The sequence below is a fragment of the Pseudomonas reactans genome (genome assembly GCF_013387025.1).
Lineage (GTDB): Bacteria > Pseudomonadota > Gammaproteobacteria > Pseudomonadales > Pseudomonadaceae > Aquipseudomonas > Aquipseudomonas reactans.
This window is the reverse complement of record NZ_JACAQP010000027.1, coordinates 30823-53526: the sequence shown is the minus strand read 5'-3', so window position 1 is coordinate 53526 and position 22704 is coordinate 30823. Positions and strand designations below refer to the sequence as shown.

The following is a 22704-nucleotide window of genomic DNA, read 5'->3' as shown; positions in this document are numbered from 1 at the left end:
GACGTCGCCCTTTTTTGTGCAAGAGCATTATGCAAAGCAGCAGCAACCTGTTTCCCGTCGCCCTGATCAGCGCTGAACGTCGTGGCGACCTGAGTGAAGACGTGTATCGCCTCAAACCCGGTAACAGCCCCGACGGCACCGTCGAGCTGGCGGTTACCCGTTTAGGCCTGGCCGACGTCCCGGAAAACCGGGGCATCCCGGTTATTTTATTGCACGGCAGTTTTTCCAACCGACGCTTCTGGTATTCGCCCAAGGGGATCGGCCTGGGCGCTTACCTGGCGCGCGAGGGGTTTGATGTCTGGATCCCGGAAATGCGCGGCCATGGCCTGTCCAAGCGCAATCATGACTACGCCCGCAACCGCGTCGCTGACTATGCACGTTACGATTTGCCGGCCATCGGCGCGTTCGTGCGTGAGCAAAGCGGGCAGATTCCCCACTGGATCGGCCATTCCCTGGGTGGCACCAGCTTGGCAGCGGCGCTAGGCGGTCAGCACCTAGGCACGCCGGCCGTGGCTTCGGTGGCACTGTTTGGCTGCCAGGTCAGTCGCACCCACTGGCCGTTGAAACTGCCACCGGTGGAGTGGACCGGCCGCCTGCTGTTGAAGCGCTTTGGCGAAGTGTCCGGCTCGCGCCTGAAACGTGGCCCCGAGGACGAGCCGGCGGGCGTGATGATCGAAGCCATGCGCTGGAATGGACTGTTTGGTCGCTTTGGCGAAGGTAAGAACGATTGGTGGAAAGGCTTGGCAGAGGTCGATGTGCCGCTGTTGTCGGTCAGTGCAGCCGGGGATCATCAAGACCCCGACTGGGCCTGTCGCAAGCTGTTCGAGCAAGTCGGCTCGGAGCATCGTCAGTACCTGTGCCTGGGTCGTCAGCAAGGTTTTACCGGGGATTTCGGGCATGTCGAGATGCTGGTGAGCAAAGCCGCCCAGGCCGAAGTGTGGCCATTGGTGGTGCAGTGGTTGAAAGATCCGCTCACACCGTTGCCCGGTGCGCAGGCGCAGGTGTTGGCCACGGTTTGACGCAACGCTCTGCCAAGGGCGTTTCGCTCGTGTGTGGTTGCGGCTAAGATATGACGCGTTAAACGCTTCTGGTCATATTCAGTCGCGCAGTGGCTATTGCGTTGCGGCGAGGCGAATGGGATGTTTCGCACCTGCTCTGGCTGGCGCTTCTTTCGAAAGACACCTCTTTGACGGAAAGGAATTTTTCAATGAACCATTACGTGACCCCCGATCTGTGCGACGCCTACCCGGACCTGGTGCAGGTGCTCGAACCGATGTTCAGCAACTTCGGCGGCCGGGATTCGTTCGGCGGCGAGATCGTCACCGTCAAATGCTTCGAAGATAACTCCCTGGTCAAGGAACAAGCCGATCAGCCGGGTGCCGGCAAGGTGCTGGTGGTCGACGGTGGCGGCTCCCTGCGTCGCGCGCTGCTGGGCGACATGATTGCCGAGAAAGCGGCGAAAAACGGTTGGGAAGGGCTGGTGATCTACGGTTGCATCCGCGATGTAGACGTCATTGCCCAGACCGACCTGGGTGTACAGGCCTTGGCCAGCCATCCGATGAAGACTGACAAGCGCGGTATTGGCGACCTGAATGTGGTCGTCACCTTCGCGGGTGTGACCTTTCGTCCGGGTGAATACATCTACGCCGATAACAATGGCGTGATCGTTTCCCCCAGTCCGCTGAAAATGCCCGAATAAGACAGGAGTAAGGATGTTCGAGGAAGAAAACGCGCAATGGGGCCTGGTGCATGCCCTCGTGCTGGACGGTAAAGGCGGTGCGCGTTCGATTGCCCGGACAGAGCTCGACGACTTGCAACTGCAGCCCCAGGAGAGCCTGTGGCTGCATTGGGATCGCAGCCATCCGCAAACCCAGACGTGGCTGCGCAAATCCAGCGGCTTGAGCGAATTTGCCTGTGACTTGTTGCTGGAAGAGAACACCCGCCCGCGCCTGTTGCCGCTGCCGGACTCGGAATTGCTGCTGTTCCTGCGCGGGGTCAACCTTAACCCCGGTGCGGAGCCGGAAGACATGGTCTCGGTACGCATCTTTGCTGCCGCCAGCCGCGTGATTTCCCTACGCCTGCGCCCGTTGCGCGCCACTGACGAACTGTTGGTGCAACTGGCGGACGGCAAGGGGCCTAAGACCGCGTCGGAACTCATCCTTTATATGGCGCAGTACCTGACCAATAAAGTGCAGGATCTGGTCTCCGACCTGTCTGAAATCGTCGACGCCGAGGAAGAAAAACTCGATACCGACGAACGGTATACGCCGGAGCATGGCAGCGTGCTGCAGATCCGCCGACGAGCGGCTGGCCTGAAGCGATTTTTGGCGCCGCAGCGGGATATTTTTGCCCAGCTCACGCGGATCAAATTGCCCTGGTTCTGTGACGACGATGCCGATTACTGGAACGAATTGAACAACAGCCTGACCCGCTACCTGGAAGAACTCGAATTGACCCGGGAGCGCGTGGGGCTTGTGCTGGAGGCCGAAGACAGGCGTTTGAGCGTGCGCATGAACCGCACCATGTACCGCTTCGGGATCATCACCGGGATCTTCCTGCCGATGAGTTTTTTGACCGGTCTGCTGGGGATCAATGTGGGCGGTATTCCGTTCTCCGCCAGCCCCTATGGATTCATGGTGGCGTGCCTGTTGATGGTCTCGGTTGCACTGGGACAATGGTGGCTTTTTCGACGATTGCGCTGGGTTTGAGCTGAATATGACCTGAACGTACGCACGGTCCTATGTGACCTCAAGAATTTTACCCTCGTCTTTTAAATCACTTGCGAGAGGTCTTTATGCACGATCCGTTCGAACAGTCTTTGCGTGACATGCTCAATGCTTCGCCGTCCAACCGCGACGACGATGCCTGCCTGGGCCGCGTGTTGAAAACCGCCAACCGCCAGGTCGGTGCGGGTGACCTGTTCGGTCTGCTCGGCCGCTGGCTGCCTGCGTTGATGATGGCCCTGAACAACGGTTCGGCCCACGTATCGCCGGTTTCCCGTCGTAAACCTCTTGCTCGCACTGCTGATAAGGCTGATTGAATATGGAACTTGATCTCTGGACCCAGAGCCTGGTCACCGCGATGACCGCATTGTGGACCAAGGTGGCGAACTTCATTCCCAACCTGTTTGGTGCCCTGGTCCTGGTATTGCTGGGCTTTGTCGTAGCCAAGCTGCTCGACACCCTGCTGTCCAAACTGCTCGCAAAACTGGGCCTCGATCGGTTGATGGCGGGTACCGGCCTGACCAAACTGCTGGGCCGAGCCGGCCTGCAAGTGCCGATCTCCACCTTGATCGGCAAGATCGTTTATTGGTTTGTTTTGCTGATTTTTCTGGTTTCTGCGGCTCAATCCCTTGGACTTGAGCGAGTTTCAGCTACGCTCGACATGCTGGCGCTGTATTTGCCGAAGGTTTTCGGCGGCGCGCTGGTGCTGCTGGTAGGCGTTTTGCTGGCGCAACTGGCCAATGGGCTGGTGCGCGGCGCCGCTGAAGGCGTGGGGCTGGACTATGCTGCGGGCCTGGGGCGAATTGCCCAGGGCTTGGTGATCATCATCAGCATTTCGGTCGCGATCAGCCAGTTGGAGGTCAAGACTGACCTGCTCAACCACGTGATTGTGATCGTTTTGATTACCGTTGGTCTGGCCGTTGCGCTGGCCATGGGCTTGGGAAGCCGGGAAATTGCCGGTCAGATTCTCGCGGGAATCTATGTGCGTGAGTTGTATCAAGTGGGGCAACAGGTGCGTGTGGGCGAGGTCGAAGGGCAAATCGAGGAGATCGGCACAGTCAAGACGACGGTGCTGACCGATGACGGCGACCTGGTGTCGTTGTCCAATCGGATTCTCCTGGAGCAGCAGGTCAGTAGCCGCTAATCCGGCAAACCCTGCTAATGTACGCCGCCGCAAACCCGGCTTACCGGGCTGTGGCGGACATTGACCTGACTGTCGGCACGACTTGTTTTGAATAAAGCCCAAACGCTGTCCACGCGCTATGACCCCCGTGAGCTCTCTGATGAGGAGTTGGTCGCGCGCGCGCACACGGAGCTATTTCACGTAACTCGCGCGTATGAAGAATTGATGCGCAGATATCAACGCACTCTGTTCAACGTTTGTTCAAGGTATTTAGGGAACGATAGAGATGCGGATGATGTCTGTCAGGAAGTGATGCTCAAGGTGCTGTATGGCCTGAAGAACTTCGAGGGCAAATCGAAGTTCAAGACATGGCTATATAGCATCACGTACAACGAGTGCATCACGCAGTATCGTAAGGAACGGCGAAAGCGTCGCTTGATGGACGCGTTGAGTCTGGACCCCCTTGAGGAAGCGTCTGAAGAGAAGGCGCCGGCACCCGAGGAGAAGGGCGGACTTGATCGCTGGTTGGTGTATGTGAACCCGATTGACCGGGAAATTCTGGTGCTACGATTTGTCGCAGAGCTGGAATTTCAGGAAATCGCTGACATCATGCACATGGGTTTGAGTGCTACAAAAATGCGTTACAAACGTGCTCTTGATAAATTACGTGAGAAATTTGCGGGCGAGACTGAAACTTAGTGCGTGGCAAATATCTCTTACGTGTAGGCAAGTTCTGTTAGACTTGTCGCCGAGTTGTCCCCCGGTTTGTGGGACTGCTTTACAATCACCAGATGGGGATTTAACGGATGAAACTGAAAAACACCTTGGGCTTGGCCATTGGTTCTCTTATTGCCGCTACTTCTTTCGGCGTTCTGGCACAAGGCCAAGGCGCAGTTGAAGGCGAGCTGTTCTACAAGAAGCAGTACAACGATAGCGTCAAGCACATCGAAGACGGCTTCAATCCTGGCGCTCGCATCGGTTACTTCCTGACCGACGACCTGTCCTTGAACCTGTCCTACGACAAAACCAACCACACCCGTTCGAACGACGGTACTGGTAACCAGAAGATCAAAGGCGATACCGGCAGCCTGGTTGCCCAGTATCACTTCGGTCAAGCTGGCGTAGACAGCCTGCGTCCATACGTAGAAGGCGGTTTCGGCCACCAGAGCCGTGGCAACGTCAAAGCTGACGGCCACAGCGGTCGCGATCAGACTACCTTCGCTACCGTTGGTACTGGCGTGAAGTACTACTTCACCAACAACCTGTACGCTCGTGCCGGTGTTGAAGCTGACTACGGTCTGGACAACGGCAAGTGGGACTACTCCGCACTGGTCGGCCTGGGCGTAAACTTCGGCGGTAACGCTGGCGCAGTTGCTCCAGCTCCTACCCCAGCACCAGCTCCAGAGCCAACTCCAGAGCCAGAAGCTCCAGTTGCCCAGGTTGTACGTGTTGAGCTGGACGTTAAGTTCGACTTCGACAAGTCGGTTGTTAAGCCTAACAGCTACGGCGACGTGAAAAACCTGGCCGACTTCATGGCTCAGTACCCAGCTACCAACGTAGAAGTTGCTGGTCACACTGACTCCGTCGGTCCAGACGCTTACAACCAGAAGCTGTCCCAGCGTCGTGCTGACGCTGTTAAGCAAGTCCTGGTTAAAGACGGCGTTGCTCCTAGCCGTATCACCGCAGTAGGTTACGGCGAATCCCGCCCAGTTGCTGACAACGCAACTGAAGCAGGTCGTGCTGTTAACCGTCGCGTAGAAGCGTCGGTTGAAGCTCAAGCTCAGTAATTACTGAGTGGTAGAAAAAAGCCCGGCTTAGGCCGGGCTTTTTTTTGCCTGGAATTTGCCTCAGGCGCTGGCGGCTTGAGCGAGGCAAGCGACTTGCCCCGGGGCGGCAACACGGCCGATCACCAGGATGGCCGGGCTCTTCAAGGCAAATGCCAGCGCATCTCGATGCATGTGCACCAGTTCGCTGCGGCATTCCCTTTGCTGGGGCAACGATGCATTCTCGATCATCGCCACCGGCATATCCGCTGCCATTCCACCGTCGAGCAGTTGCTGGCGGATTTCCTCCAGTTTCGCCACGCCCATGTACACCACCAGAGTGGTCCCACCTTCTGCCAGCGCACGCCAATTCAGGCTACTGTCGTCCTGGGTATGCGCTGTGACCAGGGTCACGCCACGACTCACCCCGCGCAAAGTCAACGGCACCGCGCAATTCGTCGCACCCGCCAGCCCCGCAGTAATGCCGTTGACCAACTCCACCTCGACGCCGCGCTCACGTAGCCACATTGCCTCTTCACCGCCGCGTCCGAAAATGCACGGGTCGCCGCCTTTGAGCCGTACCACGCACTTGCCCTGGCGCGTGTAGCGCAGCATCAGGCGGTGGATAAAATCCTGCGGCGTTGACCGGCAGCCGCCGCGTTTACCCACGGTGACCACCCGCGCGTCCGCGCAATGCTCCAACACTGCCGGGTTGACCAAGTCATCAATCAGTACCACATCGGCCTCACACAGGGCGCGTACCGCCTTGAGGGTCAACAGCTCCGGGTCACCGGGTCCCGCGCCCACCAGCCAGACTTTTGCATTCATAGAGTTTTCCTCGTCCAGGGATGACGTCAGCTGTGAAAAAGTGAATACAGCAGTACCAAGTTGATCAGCATCGACAGCAGCGCCAGGGTGCGCCAGACCTTAATCGGCTCGCGCTCCAGCAACGGCTTGGGGCGGATGCTCAGTTCCTGGCGGTCAGCCTGTTCCAGCACCCGCAACCATTCTTCGGCGGTCTCGTAGCGATGTGCAGGTTGGGCCGCGACTGCCCTCTCCAGGCTGAGGGGCAGCCAATCCGGCAGGTCGGGACGGTAGCGACTGGCGCTGACAGGCTGAGTGAACCGGGGACGTTGGAAGGCCTCGATTTCGCCGTAGGGATAATGTCCAGTCAGCAGGTAATACAGGGTGACGCCGACGCTGTATAAGTCCTGTTGTGGGGTAGGACGCTCGCCATTGAAGGCTTCAGGTGCAATAAAGCTAGGCGTGCCCGGCAGCGCATGGGCGTGGTCTTCCGACAGGCCTGGGCAATACGCCAGGCCGAAATCCAACACCCGCAATTCGCCGTCGTCCCCCAGCAGCAGGTTTTCCGGCTTGATATCTCGATGCAGGATCTGCCGCCGATGCAGCATGCCCACGGCCCGTAGCAAACGCTCGGCAATCGACTGCCATTGTGCCAAGGGCAAGGGGCCTTGATGCTGGAACAGTACGGCCAGGGTCTGGCCGGAATATTCACGCATCACGTAGTACAAATGCTGACGCCCGTTGCCGGCATGCACTTCAGGAAATGCTCGCCCCGCAACCCGGCGCAGAAACCATTCCTCCGACAGCAAGGCCTGACCGGCATCGTGATCATCGTCGCGGCTCAGCGGCAGGGTTTTCAGCAGCCACGGTTGCTGCTGGGCATCGCGCACCCGGTAGAGCAATGACTGCCGGCTTTGCGCCAACACGCTTTCCACCTGCCAGCCTTCAAAATGCTGCCCGGCTTTCAATGGCGGTGGTAGTGGCCATTGCTGCAACTGCACCAGCGCATCACCGAGGGTGGCTGCGCCAAGGGTGTCGACACGCACGAGCAGCGCGCTGGCATTGTCCTGGCTGCCGGCCAGGTGCGCGGCAATCACCAGGGTGTTGACGGCCAATTCCATATCCGTCTGCTCGCGCAGAATCGCCTGGATACTGTGATCGCCCAGGGTTGCCCACACACCATCACTGAGCAGCAGGAAACATTCGCCTTCACGCAACTGGCCATCCAGAAAATCCACCACCAGGTGTTGATCCAGGCCAAGGGCGCGCTTGAGCACATGCTGCATGCCCGGTTGCTCCCAAACGTGATCCTCGGTGATGCGCTGCAATTGGCCGTCGAGCCAACGATACACCCGGCAATCGCCGACATGCGCCAGGGTAAAGCGCTGGCCGCGAAACACCAGTGCACTCAGAGTGGTGAGTAGCGGCTGACCACCGCCATTGGCTTGCAACCAGCGATTCTGCGCGAGCAACAAACGCTCCAGGGCCTGCGCCACGCCCCAGGTTTGCGGCGTGGCGTAGTAATCCAGGGCCAGTGCCTGCAAGGTCGAGCGCGCAGCCAGGCCGCCGTCGGCGCACTGGCTCACGCCGTCGGCGATGGCGCACAGGTAGCCCTTGCTCGCCGCCAGTTCGGCCACGGGCGTGACCACCCGCAACGCGTCCTGGTTTTCCGCCCGAGGGCCAATGGCACTGGCCTGGGCGACGCTCAGTTGCAGGCTCATCAGACCCGCGCAGCCGTCACGGCAGCCGAGCCCCAGGTGGTTCTCCAGCGACGCTTCACGCCGTGCAGGCCGAACCAGGCCAATACGCCCAGGCTGGCGAACAACCACAACGCCATCTGATAGCTGCCGGTACTTTGTTTGATCGCGCCCATGCCGGCTGCCAGGGCAAAGCCGCCGATACCGCCAGCCATTCCGATCAGGCCGGTCATCACGCCGATCTCACGGCGGAAACGCTGCGGCACCAGTTGGAACACTGCGCCATTTCCTGCGCCGAGACCCAGCATGGTGCAGACGAAAAGCGCCAGCGCTGCGTAGGAACTCGGCAGGTTGAAACCCACCGCCGCGATGCAGATCGCCGCTACGCTGTACATGCCCAGCAAGGTGCGAATCCCGCCGAAACGGTCCGCCAACGCGCCGCCCAGCGGGCGCATCAGGCTGCCGCCGAACACGCAGGCGGCGGTGTAGTAGCCGGCTGTCACCGGACTCAGGCCGTATTGGTCATTGAAATAGCCGGGCAGGGCGCTTGCCAGGCCGATAAAGCCGCCGAAGGTCACGCTGTAGAAAAACATGAACCACCAACTGTCCCGGTCACCCAGGGCCTTGAAATAGTCGGCCATGGACTTGGCCTTCGGGCGTTCCGGGGCATTGCGTGCCAGCCAGGCAAAGACGATCAGGGTCAGCACCAGGGGGATCAGCGCGAAGCCGAACACGTTGCTCCAGCCAAAGGCGGCCGCCAATACCGGTGCCAGCAACGCGGCGAACACGGTGCCGGAGTTCCCCGCACCGGCGATACCCATCGCCTTGCCCTGATGTTCAGCCGGGTACCACTGGGAGGCCAGCGGCAGTGCAACGGCAAACGAGGCGCCGGCCATGCCAAGGAACACGCCCAGCAACAGCGCTTGTTCGTAGCTATGAATCCCGAGTTTCCAGGCGCCGAACAGGGCGCAAATCACAATCACTTGGCCAATCAGGCCGGCAGTCTTGGGCGACAGCTTGTCCGCCAGCATGCCCATCAAGAAGCGCAAAATCGCGCCCGCGAGGATCGGCGTTGCGACCATCAGGCCACGCTGCTGAGTGGTCAGGTGCAGGTCGGCGGCAATCTGTATCGCCAAGGGGCCCAGCAGGTACCAGACCATGAAGCTCAGGTCGAAATACAGGAACGCGGCAAACAGGGTCGGGGTGTGCCCGGATTTCCAGAAGCTTGATTTCATCACGCACCTCAACGGTTGGGAGTCTTGCAAGAAGGCCAAAACGAAAAAACGCCGCCACCGGGTTCGCGAGGGCAAACCGGGTGTGCGACGTCTTTGTCGGGGAGGGGCAACCGCCGTTGGCTACCTGTGGTGAATGCTTAGCAAGAGCTGCGCCACATCAGCCGAGCAATTCGCTCATGGCGATAATCTGCTCCGCCACCTGGATCAGCTTCTGCTGGCGGCTCATGGCCTGGCGGCGCATCAGGGTGTAGGCCTCTTCCTCGTTGCAGTCCTTCATTTTCATCAACATGCCCTTGGCCAACTCGATGCGCTTGCGCTCGGCCAACTGCTGGTCGCGGGCTTGAAGCTGCGCGCGCAAGGCCTGGTCGCTTTCGAAACGGGCCATGGCCACATCAAGGATCGGTTGCAGGCGCTGGGCCTGGATGCCTTCGACGATGTAGGCGCTGACGCCGGACTTGATCGCCTGGCGCATCACGTTCGGATCGTGTTCGTCGGTGAACATCACGATGGGCCGGGGTTGGTCACGGCTGACCAGCACCACTTGCTCCATCACATCGCGCCCCGGTGACTCGGTATCGATCAGGATCACATCCGGGCGCACCGTTTCGACGCGTGCGGGCAGGTCAATGGTCAGGCCGGACTCGTCGATCACGTCAAAACCGGCTTCGATCAGCGCAGTCCTGAGTCGGCCTACCTTGCGTGGGGTGTCGTTGATCAGCAGGATTCGCAGCATGGAGGTCCTCCTGTCAGCGCAAGGCTTGGCGGTGGGTCGGATCGGCCAGCGCATGCAGCCGGAAGCTGCGGGCATAGCTGGCGGGGTCGGAACCGTCCCAGATTTTGCCGTCGATCAGTTGGCTGCTGCGCATGTCCTGGTCGTTCGTGGCAATACCCAGTCCATCGGCTGCCTGGCGATACAGCGCCAGCTGTTGCACCTGGCGCGCAACGCCGAGGTAGTCGGGGTCTTCACGCAGCAGGCCCCAGCGCCGAAACTGGGTCATGAACCACATGCCATCGGAGAGGTACGGCAGGTTTACTTCGCCACCGGCGAAGAAGCGCAGAGCGTGGGGGTCCTGCCACTGATTGCCCAGGCCGTCGTCATAGGTCCCCAGCAGGCGCGGCTCGATGCAGTCGAGCGGGGCATCGAGGTAGTCGCAGCCACTGAGCAGTTGCGCGGTGGAGCGGCGGTTTTCGCGGCTTTCTTCGATAAACCGACTGGCTTCCAGGATTGCCCTCACCAGCACGCGTGCCGTGTTCGGGTTTTGATCCACGAACGCCTGGGTGCAGCCGAGCACCTTTTCCGGATGATCCGGCCAGATCGCCTGGGTCGTCGCCAGGGTAAACCCTTGGTTCTGTTTGACCGCGCTGGCGCACCAGGGCTCGCCGACGCAAAACCCATCGATGCGCCCGGCTTGCAGGTGCGCAACCATTTGCGGTGGTGGGACCACTACGCTGTCCACATCCTGTAATGGATGAATGCCCTGGCTTGCCAGCCAGTAATACAGCCACATCGCATGGGTGCCTGTGGGAAATGTCTGGGCGAAGGTCAGTTTTGTTCGGCTTTGGTGCACGTGGCGATCCAGTGCCTCAGGAGTGGTCACCCCCAGTTGTTGCAAACCGTGGGACAGGTTGATGCTCTGGCCGTTCTGGTTGAGCCCCATCAGCACCGCCATATCGGTGGGTGCAACACCGCCGATGCCCAGGTGCACGGCGTAGATCAGGCCGTACAGGCTATGGGCGGCGTCCAGTTCACCGCTGACCAGTTTGTCGCGCAAGTTGGCCCAGGACGATTGACGCTTGAGGTTCAAGGTCAGCCCATAAGGTTGAGCGAAGCCCTGGGTGGCCGCCACCACCATCGAGGCGCAATCGCTCAACGCAATGAAGCCTAGGTCGAGGCTGCTTTTTTCCGGTGCATCACTGCCGTTGACCCAGGCCAGCGGGTCGTTCGTCGGGCTGTTGCCAACCGAATCGTTCATCAACACCTACCTTTTCTTTCAAAAAAAAGCGTCGTTCCCTCAGATGGCGATGTAAGCCAACGCGGGTAACGACGCCTTTGTCCGTCAGCTCGCGCCGCCGCTGGCGCGTGCTCTGATACAGAGTTCATAGCAAGGCACATGCCACGGCTGGGTGGGTCTGGAGGTTCATCAACTTTCCATCATGATTGAAAGCGGACGGGCTCTCAGTATGGCCGCACCTTCAATGCCCAATCGTCCAGGAACTCCCCACGGTGCACGCCGACTTTCTCGCAACGACTTCCTGCCGCCAGTACTGCCGTGGGTTGTTGTTTTCTGCACTGTTGCTGGGAAGTGCAATGGCCTGGGGGGCGCTTTATCAGGCAAAGGACGAAAGCCTGTATACCGTGCTCACCGCCCTGTCGGAGCCACTTGGGCTACCCATTGTCGTCAGTCGCGAGGTCGCCCGTAAACGCCTCAGTGCCAGCCTGGATTTCGAAGCGCCACAGCAGGCCCTGGAGGCGCTTGCACGTGAACAAGGGTTGATCTGGTACAGCGATGGGCAGGCGTTGTATGTCTATGACGCCGGCGAGGCAAAAAGCTCTGCGGTCACCTTGCGGCATATCTCGGTCGACAGGCTGCGTGGCCTGATGCGCCGATCGGGCCTTGATGAGTCACGCCATCCCCTGCGTGAAAGCGGAACGCGCACGTTCTATGTATCCGGCCCACCGAATTACGTCGACCATGTGCTGCGCCTGGCCCAGTTGATGGACCGGCAAAGGGGGGATCTGCGAGTGGGCGCGCAGTCCTTTGCAGTCGTCCAGGTGCTCAACGCCGATGTGGTGGACCGACAGTACGGCACGGGTGGCAAGCCGGTCACCGTGCCGGGGATGGCGTCGATGATCGAAACCCTGCTGGCCAGTGAGTACAAGGGGGCGCTCTCGGACAAGAGCCTTGGCGTGATCGCTTATCCGGATAGCAACAGCCTGTTGATCAAGGGCAAGCCGGCCCAGGTGAACTTCATCCAGAAACTGGTGGCGGAACTCGACATCCCCAAGCGAGAGATCGAGGTCTCGCTGTGGCTGGTGGATGTTGAGCGCGACGAACTGAAAAAGCTGGGTCTGGACTGGGATGGGGAAACCCAGGCGTCGGCCTCGCGTGTCTTGGCCCCTTTGGACGACAGCCGCCTCATGGCAAAAATCGGTGCATTGGAACGCCGTCGACGAGCGAAGGTAACCACTTTGCCGGTGATACTCACCCAGGAGAACGTGCCTGCGGTGTTCCAGGATAGCCATACGTTCTATCTGCCAGCCCGCACAGATGACCGCGCTGACTGGAAACCGGTGCGTTATGGCACCCAGGTGAGTGTGCTGCCGCGTTTTGCCGAGGCTAACCAGATCGAGATGCGCCTTGATGTCGAAGAAGACCGCCGGACGAGTGTGGCGGAGCCGCGCGGGGGAAACACAGCGGTTGGGCGAGTCGGCGTCAACAGTGTGGTGCGTTTGCCACCGGGTAGGCGCCTATGGTTGGGCACGTTTCAACGGGAGTCGGAAGGGCGGGGCGCTGGTCGCCCGGCCCAAGTGCGCTTGTTTGTCATCCAGGCCAGGCCGGTGGGCAGCGAATCAAAGGGGCTTGAAGAGACGGGCCAGCCGCCACCTTTGACGCCTACGCAGTACCAACATGTTCAGCGTGCGTTTGTACGACAGCAGCGCGATGTTTCACCGTAAACAAGGTGTTAACCCATGCATCTGGAAATTCTTCTACAGGAACAACTGATCAGCCGCAGGCGCCTGGCAGCCTTTGCGCCCGGGAAGGTGTTGCCATTGATGCCGCAGATCATCCATTGCGTGGAGGTCCGGGTAAATGGGCAATTGTTGGCGTTGGGCGAGTTGGTGCAATTGGAAGACCGGCTCGGGGTTGAGCTGCATGAGGTGTATCAGACGTGGTTGCCTGGAGGAGGGTAGCGGAATGTCCTACGGCGCGATGTAAAAAAACGCCTGATGTATGGGTTTTTTCCTCGGGCGAGCAGTGAGGCAGGTTTTTATAGTCATGACGTGGGCACATGAGCCAGTGATTGAAATGAGGACGTCAATGTCAGTAGTCGCAGGTCGGGGTAGCGTCATGGATGATGGAGGGACGACGACTTCCCTGGTTTTTGCGCATTGGACTTTGCATGACCATGGTCGCCTGACGGGGGAGGGTTCGGATGTCCAGTTGCCGCCTAAGGAATGGCAGGTGTTACGGCTGTTGCTGGTCTCCGGTGGTGCGTTGATGACCAAGGATCGCTTGTTGGAACTGGCCTGGCCCCAGGAAGAAGTCGCCGAGGAGTCCTTGACCCGCTGCATTTACTCGCTGCGCAAGTACCTTGGTGCCGATAAGGGGTTTATCAAGACGATCTACGGTCGGGGGTATCGTTTCACCTGTCCGGTGAGTGCCGTGTCGGGGCGTGCGGAGCAGGTGTGTTCCGCTTGTGGCCGAGTCAGCCAGGGGGTGTTGAAACGTGGCTAGGTTCTGGATCAAGGGCTGGCTGCTGGTTGCCTTGATGACCAGCAATCAAGCGTTGGCCTACTGCTGGGAGGAGGCTGCCAGTCAATACAGCATCGAGCCGGAGTTGCTGCAGGCGATCGCGGTCGTGGAGTCGGGTAATCGTGCGCAAGCGATGAATCACGCCAACCGTAATGGCACGCGGGACATCGGCCTGATGCAGATCAACAGCATTCACCTGCCACGCTTGCTCAAGCAGGGTATTACCGAGGATCGCTTGATCAATGAGCCCTGTCTGTCAATTGAGGTGGGAGCGTCGATCCTGGCCGAGTTCATCCAGCGCTTTGGCTACAACTGGACGGCAGTGGGTTCCTACAACGTAGGGACAGGCTCCGGGCCCGAGCGTGAGGCGTTGCGCCTGCAATATGCACAGAAAATCTGGGCGTATTACGAGCAGTTGGTCGCGCACCGTTACTGACGATTGAGGTTCACGCCTCGCGCGCTACCTGTCACCCCGGCTATAATCGCCGCCACCTTTCGCCGCCTCCGAGTCTAGCCCGCCCATGTATACCCTGGCCCGCCAGCTGTTGTTCAAACTTTCCCCGGAAACTTCCCACGATCTGTCCCTGGACCTGATCGGTGCGGGTGGACGCCTGGGGCTCAATGGCCTGGTATGCAAGGCTCCGGCAAAAATGCCGGTGTCGGTGATGGGGCTCGACTTCCCCAATCCGGTCGGGTTGGCGGCTGGCCTGGATAAAAACGGTGCGGCCATCGATGGCTTTTCACAGCTGGGTTTCGGTTTCGTCGAAATCGGCACCGTGACCCCACGACCACAGCCGGGCAACCCCAAGCCGCGCATCTTCCGCCTGCCGGAGGCCGAGGCGATCATCAACCGTATGGGCTTCAACAACCTGGGCGTTGATCATCTGCTGTCGCGGGTTCAGGCGGCGAAGTACAAGGGCATCCTCGGTATCAATATCGGCAAGAACTTCGATACGCCGGTCGAGCGTGCCGTCGACGATTACCTGATATGCCTGGACAAGGTCTATGCCCACGCCAGCTACGTAACGGTCAACGTCAGCTCGCCCAACACCCCGGGCCTGCGCAGCCTGCAGTTCGGTGACTCTCTCAAGCAACTGCTTGAAGCGCTGCGCCAGCGCCAGGAAGATCTGGCCGTGCGCCACGGCAAGCGCGTGCCGCTGGCGATCAAGATTGCCCCGGACATGAGCGACGAAGAAACCGTACTGGTCGCCCAAGCCTTGGTGGACTCCGGCATGGACGCGGTGATCGCGACCAACACCACCCTCAGCCGCGTGGGTGTCGAAGGCCTGGCCCATGGTGATGAGGCAGGCGGTCTTTCGGGGGCGCCGGTACGTGAGCAAAGCACCCATATCGTCAAGGTGCTGGCCGCCGAGCTGGCTGGACGTTTGCCGATCATCGCCGCCGGTGGCATCACCGAAGGCAAGCACGCAGCCGAGAAGATCGCTGCGGGTGCCAGCCTGGTCCAGTTGTACTCCGGCTTTATCTACAAGGGTCCGGCGTTGATCCGCCAGTCGGTGGACGCTATCGCAGCACTGCCAAAAGCCTGAACTGGACCCATTAAAAAGGGCTCCCTTAAGGAGCCCCCTGGGCCGAAGCCCGCCGCCCGGATGGGGCGTGCATGGTAAGTCGTTACATATTCAAAGGTGGTGTCGGAATAAGTTGCCCTTGATTAGCCGACGGCGTGAAGTTCGTTGAGTCTGTGGATGCCCGCAGTGCCAGTCATACCGTCCCAGTTGTCGCCGCGTCCTTCTCGCCAGCCGTTGATCCAGGCTTGGCGTACCGACGGTAGAGTAAATGGGCAAAGCTCACGGGATTTGCCATGAACGCCATATTGATATCCGCGTAAAAATGCTCTTTCCAACGGATCACGCTTAAGTCTTCTCATAGGGTGTTTCCCTCACTTGTTGACTGTCTTGATATCCTTCGGCCTCGTCCGAGGCCGGGCAGAGTTTTTCTGCCGTTGGTGGGCTCGCTGCCGGCGTGGCGAGCCTATGTGTCGGCGTCGTTACGGCGCCAACCTGTGTTGAGTTCTAACCAATAGGTCACATGGATTCAATGATCGTTTTGTCATAAGCACGTAACGATAACGATGCTATAGCCATAAGCTGGGATGGCTTTTCGCCCCATTTGTGTGGCAAACCCAGCTATGATGCACCCTGCAAAGAGGATGGGTTTAATCCTTTAGTGAGAATGCCCGCCCGTTGCAGTCGGTTATTATTCGACGAAGGGTCGGAATATTTCTTTTTGTTACAGCTAATTGTTTATCTGCCCCGTCAATAAAGGCCCAAGCGCCTGTCGGACGGGGTGGGACGGCACATTCGTGCCACGCGAGCACTCTTCAAGAAAAGTGCTTGATTGAAAACCGAGCTGGCGATGCGTCGCCCGTTCATTTATTGCTGAAAAGCCTGGAATGCCCCATGTCGGACCGTTTTGAACTCTTCCTCACCTGCCCCAAGGGCCTCGAAGGCCTGCTGATCGAGGAAGCCGTCGGGCTTGGCCTTGAGGAAGCCCGCGAGCACACCTCGGCCGTGCGCGGCATGGCCGACATGGAAACCGCCTACCGCCTCTGCCTATGGTCGCGCCTGGCCAACCGCGTGCTGCTGGTGCTCAAGCGCTTCCCGATGAAGGACGCCGAAGACCTCTACCACGGCGTGCTGGACATCGAGTGGGCCGACCACATGGTCCCGGACGGCACCCTGGCCGTTGAGTTCAGTGGTCACGGTTCGGGCATCGACAACACCCACTTCGGCGCGCTGAAGGTCAAGGATGCGATCGTCGACAAGCTGCGCACCCCGACCGGCGAACGCCCGTCCATCGACAAGATCAACCCGGACCTGCGCATCCACCTGCGCCTGGACCGTGGCGAAGCCATCCTGTCCCTCGACCTGTCCGGCCACAGCCTGCACCAGCGCGGTTACCGTCTGCAGCAGGGTGCGGCACCGTTGAAGGAAAACCTGGCGGCCGCGATCCTGATCCGTGCAGGCTGGCCGCGCATTGCCGCTGAAGGCGGCGCGCTGAGCGACCCGATGTGCGGCGTGGGCACCTTTCTGGTGGAAGGCGCGATGATTGCCGCCGACATGGCGCCCAACCTCAACCGCGAACTGTGGGGTTTCACCACCTGGCTGGGCCACGTCCCGGCGCTGTGGAAGAAGCTGCACGCAGAGGCTGCCGAACGCGCCGCCATCGGCATGAACAAGCCGCCCCTGTGGATCCGAGGCTACGAAGCCGATCCACGCCTTATCCAACCCGCACGCAACAACATCGAGCGCGCAGGCCTGAGCCATTGGATCAAGGTGTACCAGGGCGAAGTCGGCACCTTCGAGCCGCGTCCGGACCAGAACCAGAAAGGCCTGGTCATCTGCAACCCGCCGTACGGCGAGCGTCTGGGCGACGAAGCCAGCCTGTTGTACCTCTACCAGAACCTCGGTGAGCGCCTGCGCCAGGCGTGCATGGGCTGGGAGGCGGCGGTGTTCACCGGCGCGCCGGACCTGGGCAAACGCATGGGCATTCGCAGCCACAAACAGTATTCGTTCTGGAACGGCGCATTGCCGTGCAAGTTGCTGCTGATCAAAGTCAACCCAGACCAGTTTGTCACCGGCGAGCGTCGCACCCCGGAACAGCGCCAGGCCGAACGTGAGCAAGCCGCTTACGACCAAGCCCCGGCCGAGCCGCAAGAGCGCCAGTACAACAAGAACGGCAACCCGATCAAACCTGCTCCGGCCCCGGTGGTCGAGCAGGCGCGCCTGAGTGAAGGCGGGCAGATGTTCGCCAACCGCCTGCAGAAGAACCTCAAGCTGCTGGGCAAGTGGGCCAAGCGTGAAGGCGTGGATTGCTACCGTGTGTACGACGCCGACATGCCGGAATACTCCATGGCTATCGACCTGTACCACGATTGGGTGCATGTGCAGGAGTATGCCGCGCCGAAATCCATCGACCCGGAAAAAGCCTCCGCGCGTATGTTCGATGCGCTGGCGGCGATTCCCCAGGCGCTGAACATCGACAAGAGCCGCGTGGTGGTCAAGCGTCGCGAGCGTCAGAGCGGCACCAAGCAGTACGAGCGCCAGAGCGCCCAGGGCAAATTCACCGAAGTCAGCGAAGGCGGCGTGAAGTTGCTGGTCAACCTCACCGACTACCTCGACACCGGCCTGTTCCTCGACCACCGCCCGATGCGCATGCGCATCCAGAAAGAAGCGGCGGGCAAGCGTTTCCTCAACCTGTATTGCTACACCGCCACCGCGAGCGTGCATGCAGCCAAGGGCGGCGCGCGCAGCACTACCAGCGTTGATTTGTCGAAGACTTACCTGGATTGGGCGCGTCGCAACTTCTCGCTCAACGGTTTCTCCGACAAGAACCGCCTGGAGCAGGGTGACGTAATGGCGTGGCTGGAGGCCAGCCGCGATGAGTTCGACCTGATCTTCATCGACCCGCCGACCTTCTCCAACTCCAAGCGCATGGAAGGCATATTCGACGTACAGCGCGACCACGTGCAGTTGCTCGACCTGGCCATGGCGCGCCTGGCACCGGGCGGCGTGCTGTACTTCTCGAACAACTTCCGCAAGTTCGCGCTGGAGGACAACCTCAGCGAACGTTATGCGGTCGAGGAAATCAGCGACAAGACCATCGACCCGGATTTTGCGCGCAACGCGAAGATCCATCGGGCGTGGAAAATCACCGCACGCTGATCGCCCCTTGTAGGAGCGAGCTTGCTCGCGAAAAACTCAAGAACGACGCGTTTTTTCTGAATAAACGCGGCGCCTTCAAGTTCTTCGCGAGCAAGCTCGCTCCTACAGTTCTTTTGGCTGGTCAAATACCGGGCCGATGGCTATAACTTAAGGCCTAGCCAAAGTGACACCCCCCGCACGCTGGCGTTGTGAGTGTTGCCTATGCCGTTGCAAGCCGTTCGCCCGAAAATCCTAGGCTTTATCAGTGAGCAGGCGTCGGCTTGGCTGGTGGCATTGGTGGTGTTGTTGGCAGGGTTTGCCTTGACGGCGATTGTCGCCTGGGCGGCTGCCGACCTCTATCAGCAACAGGTGCGCCAGCGCTTTCAGTTGCTGGTCAATGAGCGCTACACCCGCCTGCAGGAGCGTTTCGAAGACCAGGAGCAACGGCTGAACAGCCTGCGGCGCTTCTTCGTCAACTCCGATGATGTGTCTCGCGAAGAATTCGACGGTTTTGCCCAGCCCCTGTTATTGCGCGCTCGCGCTTACTCCTGGGCGCCACGGGTGTATCGCGAACAGCGCAGCCAGTTTGAGCAAGACGTCTCCAGCCAGCGCGGCCTACCTTTCGTGATCCGTGAACTGAATACAGCCGGTGAGCTGGCCCCTGCGCCAGAGCGTGACGAATACGTGCCAGTGCTGTACAGCCAGACCCAAAGCCTGTTGGGCGCGCCCCTTGGCTTTGATCTTTTGGCCCAGCCTCTGCGCCGCTCAACCCTTGAACGTGCACAAAAGACCGGCAAGCTGGCAGTGTCCCAGCCCATGCAATTGGTGGGAGTGGAGCCGGCGTATGCCACCGGAGTTTTACTGGTTGCGCCGGTGAGCCACCTGCCCACCTCCGATCAGTCGCAGAACGAGCCCTATGGTTATGTGATGGCGGTGATCAGCATGCGCCAACTGGTGGCCGACGGTCTGCCCAAGCCGGAGCGGGACAACCTGGTGATGCAGATCATCGACACGTCCGACCTGCAGAAGCGCGTGCTCTTCGAATCCAGCAATGATGTAGGCAGCAGCGACCTGGTCGGTGCGCGTCGTCTCACGCTCGGCGACCATGTGTACGCCTTGAAACTGCGCCCCAGCCAAGTGTTCGACCAAGCCAACCATTCCTCGCTGAACACCATCCTGACCATGGGCGGCCTGCTCAGCCTGCTGCTCAGTGCCTTGCTTTATGTGCTGGTCAGCCAACGCCAGCGCGCCGTGAAGCTGGTGGAACAACGCACTGCCCAGTTGCGCCTGCGTGAACAGGAATTGCGTGGCGCCCATGGCCAATTGCGCAGTGTGCTGAATGCCGCGACCCAGGTGGCGATCATTGCCACCGACCTGCGCGGCGTGATCAATACCTTCAACGCCGGTGCCGAGCAGATGTTGGGTTTCAAGGCCGAGCACGTGATGGGCACCCACACCTTGGAAAGCCTGCACCTGGCGTCGGAGCTGGAAGCGCGCGCAGCCAGCCTGAGTGTGGCGTTGGGCAAGCGTATTCCCGCCAGCCAGGCGATGCTGGTAGAGAGCCCGGACACGCTGCACGAAGCCCGCGAATGGACCTTGATCCGCGAAAACGGCACCCAGTTGACTGTGAACATGCTGGCCACGGTGTTGCTGGACGACCATGGTTTGTGGATCGGCCACCTGGCGATCTACCTGGACATTACCGAACAGAAACGTGCCTACGAGGCCTTGGCGGCCCGCGACCGCCTGCTCAAGAAACTCAGCGCCCATGTGCCCGGCGGGATCTTCCAGTTCACCCTGGAACCCCAGGACAACTGGAAATTCATCTACGCCAGCGACGGCATGCGCGACATCTATGAAATCGAACCGAATGTGTTGCAGCAGGATGCGAAGCAGGTCTTCGAGCGCATCCACCCGCTGGATGCGGAACGCGTGCGTGCTTCGATCCGCTTGTCAGCATTGCAGTTGAGCCATTGGCGCGAGGAATACCGCGTGCTGTTGCCGCAACGCGGCCTGCGTTGGATTCGGGGCGAGGCGACTCCGGAAGAATTACCCGCAGGCGGTACGTTGTGGCATGGCTACGTGTCGGATATTTCCGATTTGAAGCGGGTGGAAGAAGAACTGCGTGCGCTCTCCATCACCGACTCTTTGACTGGCATCCATAACCGCCGCTATTTCCAGGATCGCCTCAAGGCCGAGATGGTGAGGCTCAACCGGACTTCGGGCAACTTGTCGGTGATCATGCTGGATATCGATCACTTCAAACGCATCAATGACCAGCACGGACACGCCGTCGGCGATGGGGTGTTGCAGGAGTTGTGCAAACGCATCAGCCAGCGCCTGCGGCGCACCGATGTGTTCTGTCGCCTGGGTGGCGAGGAGTTCATGGTGCTGTGCCCGCACACCGATGGCGAACAGGCCTACAGCCTGGCGATGGAATTGTGGACGTCGCTGCGCAGTGCGCCGATGGAACCGGTGGGCATCGTCACCGCCAGCTTTGGCGTGGCCAGCTGGCGGGTGGATGAAGGCATTGACGGGTTGCTGCTACGCGCCGACTCGGCCGTGTATGTGGCCAAGCAGGCGGGCAGGGACCGGGTGGAAGTTGTGGCGAGGGAGCTTGCTCCCGCTGGAGTGCGCAGCGGTCCCGTTCAATAAATCAGAGTACCGGAGCGGCCGCCACCACCTTCGGCTGGCGATACAAATCCAGCAACACCTGATCCAGCACCGACGAAGCGCCCCATGGCTTCGGATCGTTGAGGATCGCCACCACGGCCCAGGTATTGCCGTTGTTGTCGCGGCTGAACCCGGCGATGGCACGTACGGTGTTCAAAGTACCTGTCTTGACGTGGGCTTCGCCGCGCATGGCAGTGGTCTTCAGGCGTTTGCGCATGGTGCCGTCGGTGCCGGCGATCGGCATCGAGCTGATGTACTCTGCGGCGTAAGGGCTTTTCCACGCGGCTTGCAGCATGGCCGCCATTTCACGGGCGCTGACGCGTTCGGCACGCGACAGGCCAGAGCCGTTCTCCATCACCAGGTGCGGCGCGGTGATGCCTTTCTTCGCCAGCCACTGGCGCACCACACGTTGGGCTGCCTTGGCATCGTCGCCGTCGGCGTCGTTGCGGAACTGCGCGCCCAGGCTCAGGAACAGTTGCTGGGCCATGGTGTTGTTACTGTATTTGTTGATGTCGCGGATGATTTCCGCCAGGTCCGGTGAGAACGCCCGGGCCAGCACCTTGGCATCCTTGGGCACGGGTGCCTGGATGTCACGGCCCTGGATGGTGCCGCCCAGTTCCTGCCAGATCGCCCGCACGGCGCCGGCGGTGTAGGTGGCGTGATCGAGCAAGGACAGATAAGTCTGCGAGCTGCAGCCATCGGCCAATTGGCCGCTGACCGTGACCGTCACGCTGCCATCGGCGGCGGTGACCGGGTTGTAGCGCACATCGCCAGTGCACTGCTTGGCGTTGGAGACCTTGACCTGGTTGTCGATGCGGATGCTCGCAATCGGCGGTTCGACTGACACCAGCACGCGGCCGGAATCATTACGCGTTACAAAACGCAGGGCTTTGAGGTTGACCAGCAGCGCGTCCGGCTTGACCAGGAACGGTTTGTTCTCGTCGTTGCCGTCGTCATTGAATTCCGGCAACAGCGGCTGGTTGAAGAAACCACGGTCCAGCACCAGGTCGCCGGTGACTTGCTGCACGCCGTTGGCACGCAGGTCGCGCATCAGCAGCCAGAGTTTTTCCATGTTCAGCTTGGGGTCGCCGCCGCCCTTGAGGTAGAGGTTGCCGTGCAACACGCCACCGCTGAGGGTGCCGTCGGTGTAGAACTCGGTTTTCCACTGGTGGTTGGGGCCGAGCATTTCCAGGGCCGCGTACGTGGTGACCAGCTTCATGGTCGAGGCCGGGTTCACGGACACGTCGGCGTTGAAGACGGTGGGCGTGCCCGGGCCATTCAGGGGGATCATCACCAGGGACAACGCAGTATTTTGCAGCTTGGCTTTGGCCAGCGCCTGTTGAACATTGGGCGGCAGGGTGTTGTTGACGGGGGCAGCGGAGACGGAAAAGGCCAGTGGCAGAATAAGACCGGCAAAAAACACTGAACGCAAAGATTTGATCATAAGAAGTAAAACCCTACTGCTGAGGAGGGTGAAAAAGGCGAGGGGTAAATAAGAAAAATCCCTCAATGGTCATGAAAGTGTCGGCATTATGCCCCAAGGTGGATCC

The 22704-nt window shown here is 60.2% G+C and carries 21 protein-coding genes; 14 read left to right on the top strand and 7 right to left on the bottom strand.

Annotated elements, in window-relative coordinates; translation table 11 throughout:
* Nucleotides 1-29: 29 nt before the first annotated feature.
* From HX793_RS22090 to HX793_RS22060, 7 genes are all read left to right on the top strand, one after another.
* Nucleotides 30-1019, top strand: a complete 990-nt coding sequence (locus HX793_RS22090) for an alpha/beta fold hydrolase (RefSeq protein WP_177095747.1) — start codon at nucleotides 30-32, stop codon at nucleotides 1017-1019.
* Nucleotides 1020-1207: 188 nt separating this feature from the next.
* Nucleotides 1208-1699 (top strand): ribonuclease E activity regulator RraA, encoded by a 492-nt coding sequence (gene rraA / locus HX793_RS22085; protein WP_028617513.1) that lies wholly within the window; start codon nucleotides 1208-1210, stop codon nucleotides 1697-1699.
* Nucleotides 1700-1712: 13 nt separating this feature from the next.
* Nucleotides 1713-2708, top strand: coding sequence for a divalent cation transporter CmaX (cmaX, locus tag HX793_RS22080; protein ID WP_016979263.1), 996 nt, complete (start codon nucleotides 1713-1715; stop codon nucleotides 2706-2708).
* Nucleotides 2709-2794: 86 nt separating this feature from the next.
* Nucleotides 2795-3040: a hypothetical protein gene (locus HX793_RS22075; RefSeq protein ID WP_005790375.1), complete on the top strand. Its 246-nt coding sequence runs from the start codon at nucleotides 2795-2797 to the stop codon at nucleotides 3038-3040.
* A gap of 2 nt (nucleotides 3041-3042) precedes the next feature.
* On the top strand, nucleotides 3043-3867 hold the full coding sequence (locus tag HX793_RS22070) for a mechanosensitive ion channel family protein (protein WP_003175519.1): 825 nt from the start codon (nucleotides 3043-3045) through the stop codon (nucleotides 3865-3867).
* A gap of 87 nt (nucleotides 3868-3954) precedes the next feature.
* Complete coding sequence (sigX, locus tag HX793_RS22065) at nucleotides 3955-4545, top strand: RNA polymerase sigma factor SigX (RefSeq protein WP_003175518.1); 591 nt, start codon at nucleotides 3955-3957, stop codon at nucleotides 4543-4545.
* A 107-nt stretch (nucleotides 4546-4652) separates the two neighbouring features.
* Nucleotides 4653-5633 (top strand): OmpA family protein, encoded by a 981-nt coding sequence (locus tag HX793_RS22060; protein WP_177004544.1) that lies wholly within the window; start codon nucleotides 4653-4655, stop codon nucleotides 5631-5633.
* Between the two features lie 60 nt (nucleotides 5634-5693).
* Here HX793_RS22060 and cobA read toward each other — a convergent pair whose 3' ends face one another.
* The 5 genes from cobA to HX793_RS22035 all read right to left on the bottom strand — a co-directional run bounded on the left by cobA (nucleotide 5694) and on the right by HX793_RS22035 (nucleotide 11318).
* Nucleotides 5694-6437 (bottom strand): uroporphyrinogen-III C-methyltransferase, encoded by a 744-nt coding sequence (gene cobA, locus HX793_RS22055; RefSeq protein WP_177095745.1) that lies wholly within the window; start codon nucleotides 6435-6437, stop codon nucleotides 5694-5696.
* A gap of 26 nt (nucleotides 6438-6463) precedes the next feature.
* Nucleotides 6464-8134 carry a bifunctional protein-serine/threonine kinase/phosphatase gene (locus HX793_RS22050; protein WP_177095802.1) on the bottom strand — a complete coding sequence of 557 codons (1671 nt, stop codon included), beginning with the start codon at nucleotides 8132-8134 and terminating at the stop codon, nucleotides 6464-6466.
* Nucleotides 8134-9345 (bottom strand): nitrate/nitrite transporter, encoded by a 1212-nt coding sequence (locus HX793_RS22045; RefSeq protein ID WP_016979267.1) that lies wholly within the window; start codon nucleotides 9343-9345, stop codon nucleotides 8134-8136. Before HX793_RS22045 ends, HX793_RS22050 begins: the two co-directional genes overlap by 1 nt.
* A gap of 157 nt (nucleotides 9346-9502) precedes the next feature.
* The gene (locus tag HX793_RS22040; protein ID WP_010208501.1) at nucleotides 9503-10078 is read right to left on the bottom strand and encodes an ANTAR domain-containing response regulator; all 576 of its coding nucleotides are present in this window, start codon (nucleotides 10076-10078) and stop codon (nucleotides 9503-9505) included.
* Between the two features lie 13 nt (nucleotides 10079-10091).
* Entirely contained in the window at nucleotides 10092-11318 is a 1227-nt protein-coding gene (locus HX793_RS22035) for a CmpA/NrtA family ABC transporter substrate-binding protein (RefSeq protein ID WP_177052330.1), read from the bottom strand.
* 251 nt (nucleotides 11319-11569) lie between these two features.
* Between HX793_RS22035 and sctC the strand changes: the two genes are divergently transcribed.
* The 5 genes from sctC (at nucleotide 11570) to HX793_RS22010 (ending at nucleotide 15367) form a co-directional block, all read left to right on the top strand.
* On the top strand, nucleotides 11570-13021 hold the full coding sequence (sctC, locus tag HX793_RS22030; RefSeq protein WP_438810858.1) for a type III secretion system outer membrane ring subunit SctC: 1452 nt from the start codon (nucleotides 11570-11572) through the stop codon (nucleotides 13019-13021).
* Between the two features lie 15 nt (nucleotides 13022-13036).
* Entirely contained in the window at nucleotides 13037-13258 is a 222-nt protein-coding gene (locus HX793_RS22025) for a FliM/FliN family flagellar motor switch protein (RefSeq protein WP_016979270.1), read from the top strand.
* Between the two features lie 127 nt (nucleotides 13259-13385).
* Nucleotides 13386-13802, top strand: a complete 417-nt coding sequence (locus HX793_RS22020) for a winged helix-turn-helix domain-containing protein (protein WP_177095744.1) — start codon at nucleotides 13386-13388, stop codon at nucleotides 13800-13802.
* Nucleotides 13795-14256 (top strand): transglycosylase SLT domain-containing protein, encoded by a 462-nt coding sequence (locus HX793_RS22015; protein ID WP_016979272.1) that lies wholly within the window; start codon nucleotides 13795-13797, stop codon nucleotides 14254-14256. Before HX793_RS22020 ends, HX793_RS22015 begins: the two co-directional genes overlap by 8 nt.
* An 85-nt stretch (nucleotides 14257-14341) precedes the next feature.
* A complete protein-coding gene (locus HX793_RS22010; RefSeq protein ID WP_016979273.1) occupies nucleotides 14342-15367 on the top strand; it encodes a quinone-dependent dihydroorotate dehydrogenase in 1026 nt (341 codons plus the stop codon).
* A gap of 122 nt (nucleotides 15368-15489) precedes the next feature.
* On the opposite strand, the gene rmf is transcribed toward HX793_RS22010, so the two are convergent.
* Nucleotides 15490-15705, bottom strand: a complete 216-nt coding sequence (rmf, locus tag HX793_RS22005; protein ID WP_002553055.1) for a ribosome modulation factor — start codon at nucleotides 15703-15705, stop codon at nucleotides 15490-15492.
* A gap of 532 nt (nucleotides 15706-16237) precedes the next feature.
* Here rmf and rlmKL point away from each other — a divergent pair.
* Together rlmKL and HX793_RS21995 are read left to right on the top strand one after the other, a co-directional pair.
* The gene (rlmKL, locus tag HX793_RS22000) at nucleotides 16238-18502 is read left to right on the top strand and encodes a bifunctional 23S rRNA (guanine(2069)-N(7))-methyltransferase RlmK/23S rRNA (guanine(2445)-N(2))-methyltransferase RlmL (protein ID WP_016979274.1); all 2265 of its coding nucleotides are present in this window, start codon (nucleotides 16238-16240) and stop codon (nucleotides 18500-18502) included.
* A gap of 201 nt (nucleotides 18503-18703) precedes the next feature.
* A complete protein-coding gene (locus HX793_RS21995) occupies nucleotides 18704-21136 on the top strand; it encodes a sensor domain-containing diguanylate cyclase (protein WP_177095741.1) in 2433 nt (810 codons plus the stop codon).
* A 1-nt stretch (nucleotide 21137) separates the two neighbouring features.
* On the opposite strand, the gene dacB is transcribed toward HX793_RS21995, so the two are convergent.
* Nucleotides 21138-22598 (bottom strand): D-alanyl-D-alanine carboxypeptidase/D-alanyl-D-alanine endopeptidase, encoded by a 1461-nt coding sequence (gene dacB / locus HX793_RS21990; RefSeq protein WP_038847815.1) that lies wholly within the window; start codon nucleotides 22596-22598, stop codon nucleotides 21138-21140.
* Nucleotides 22599-22704 lie beyond the last annotated feature (106 nt).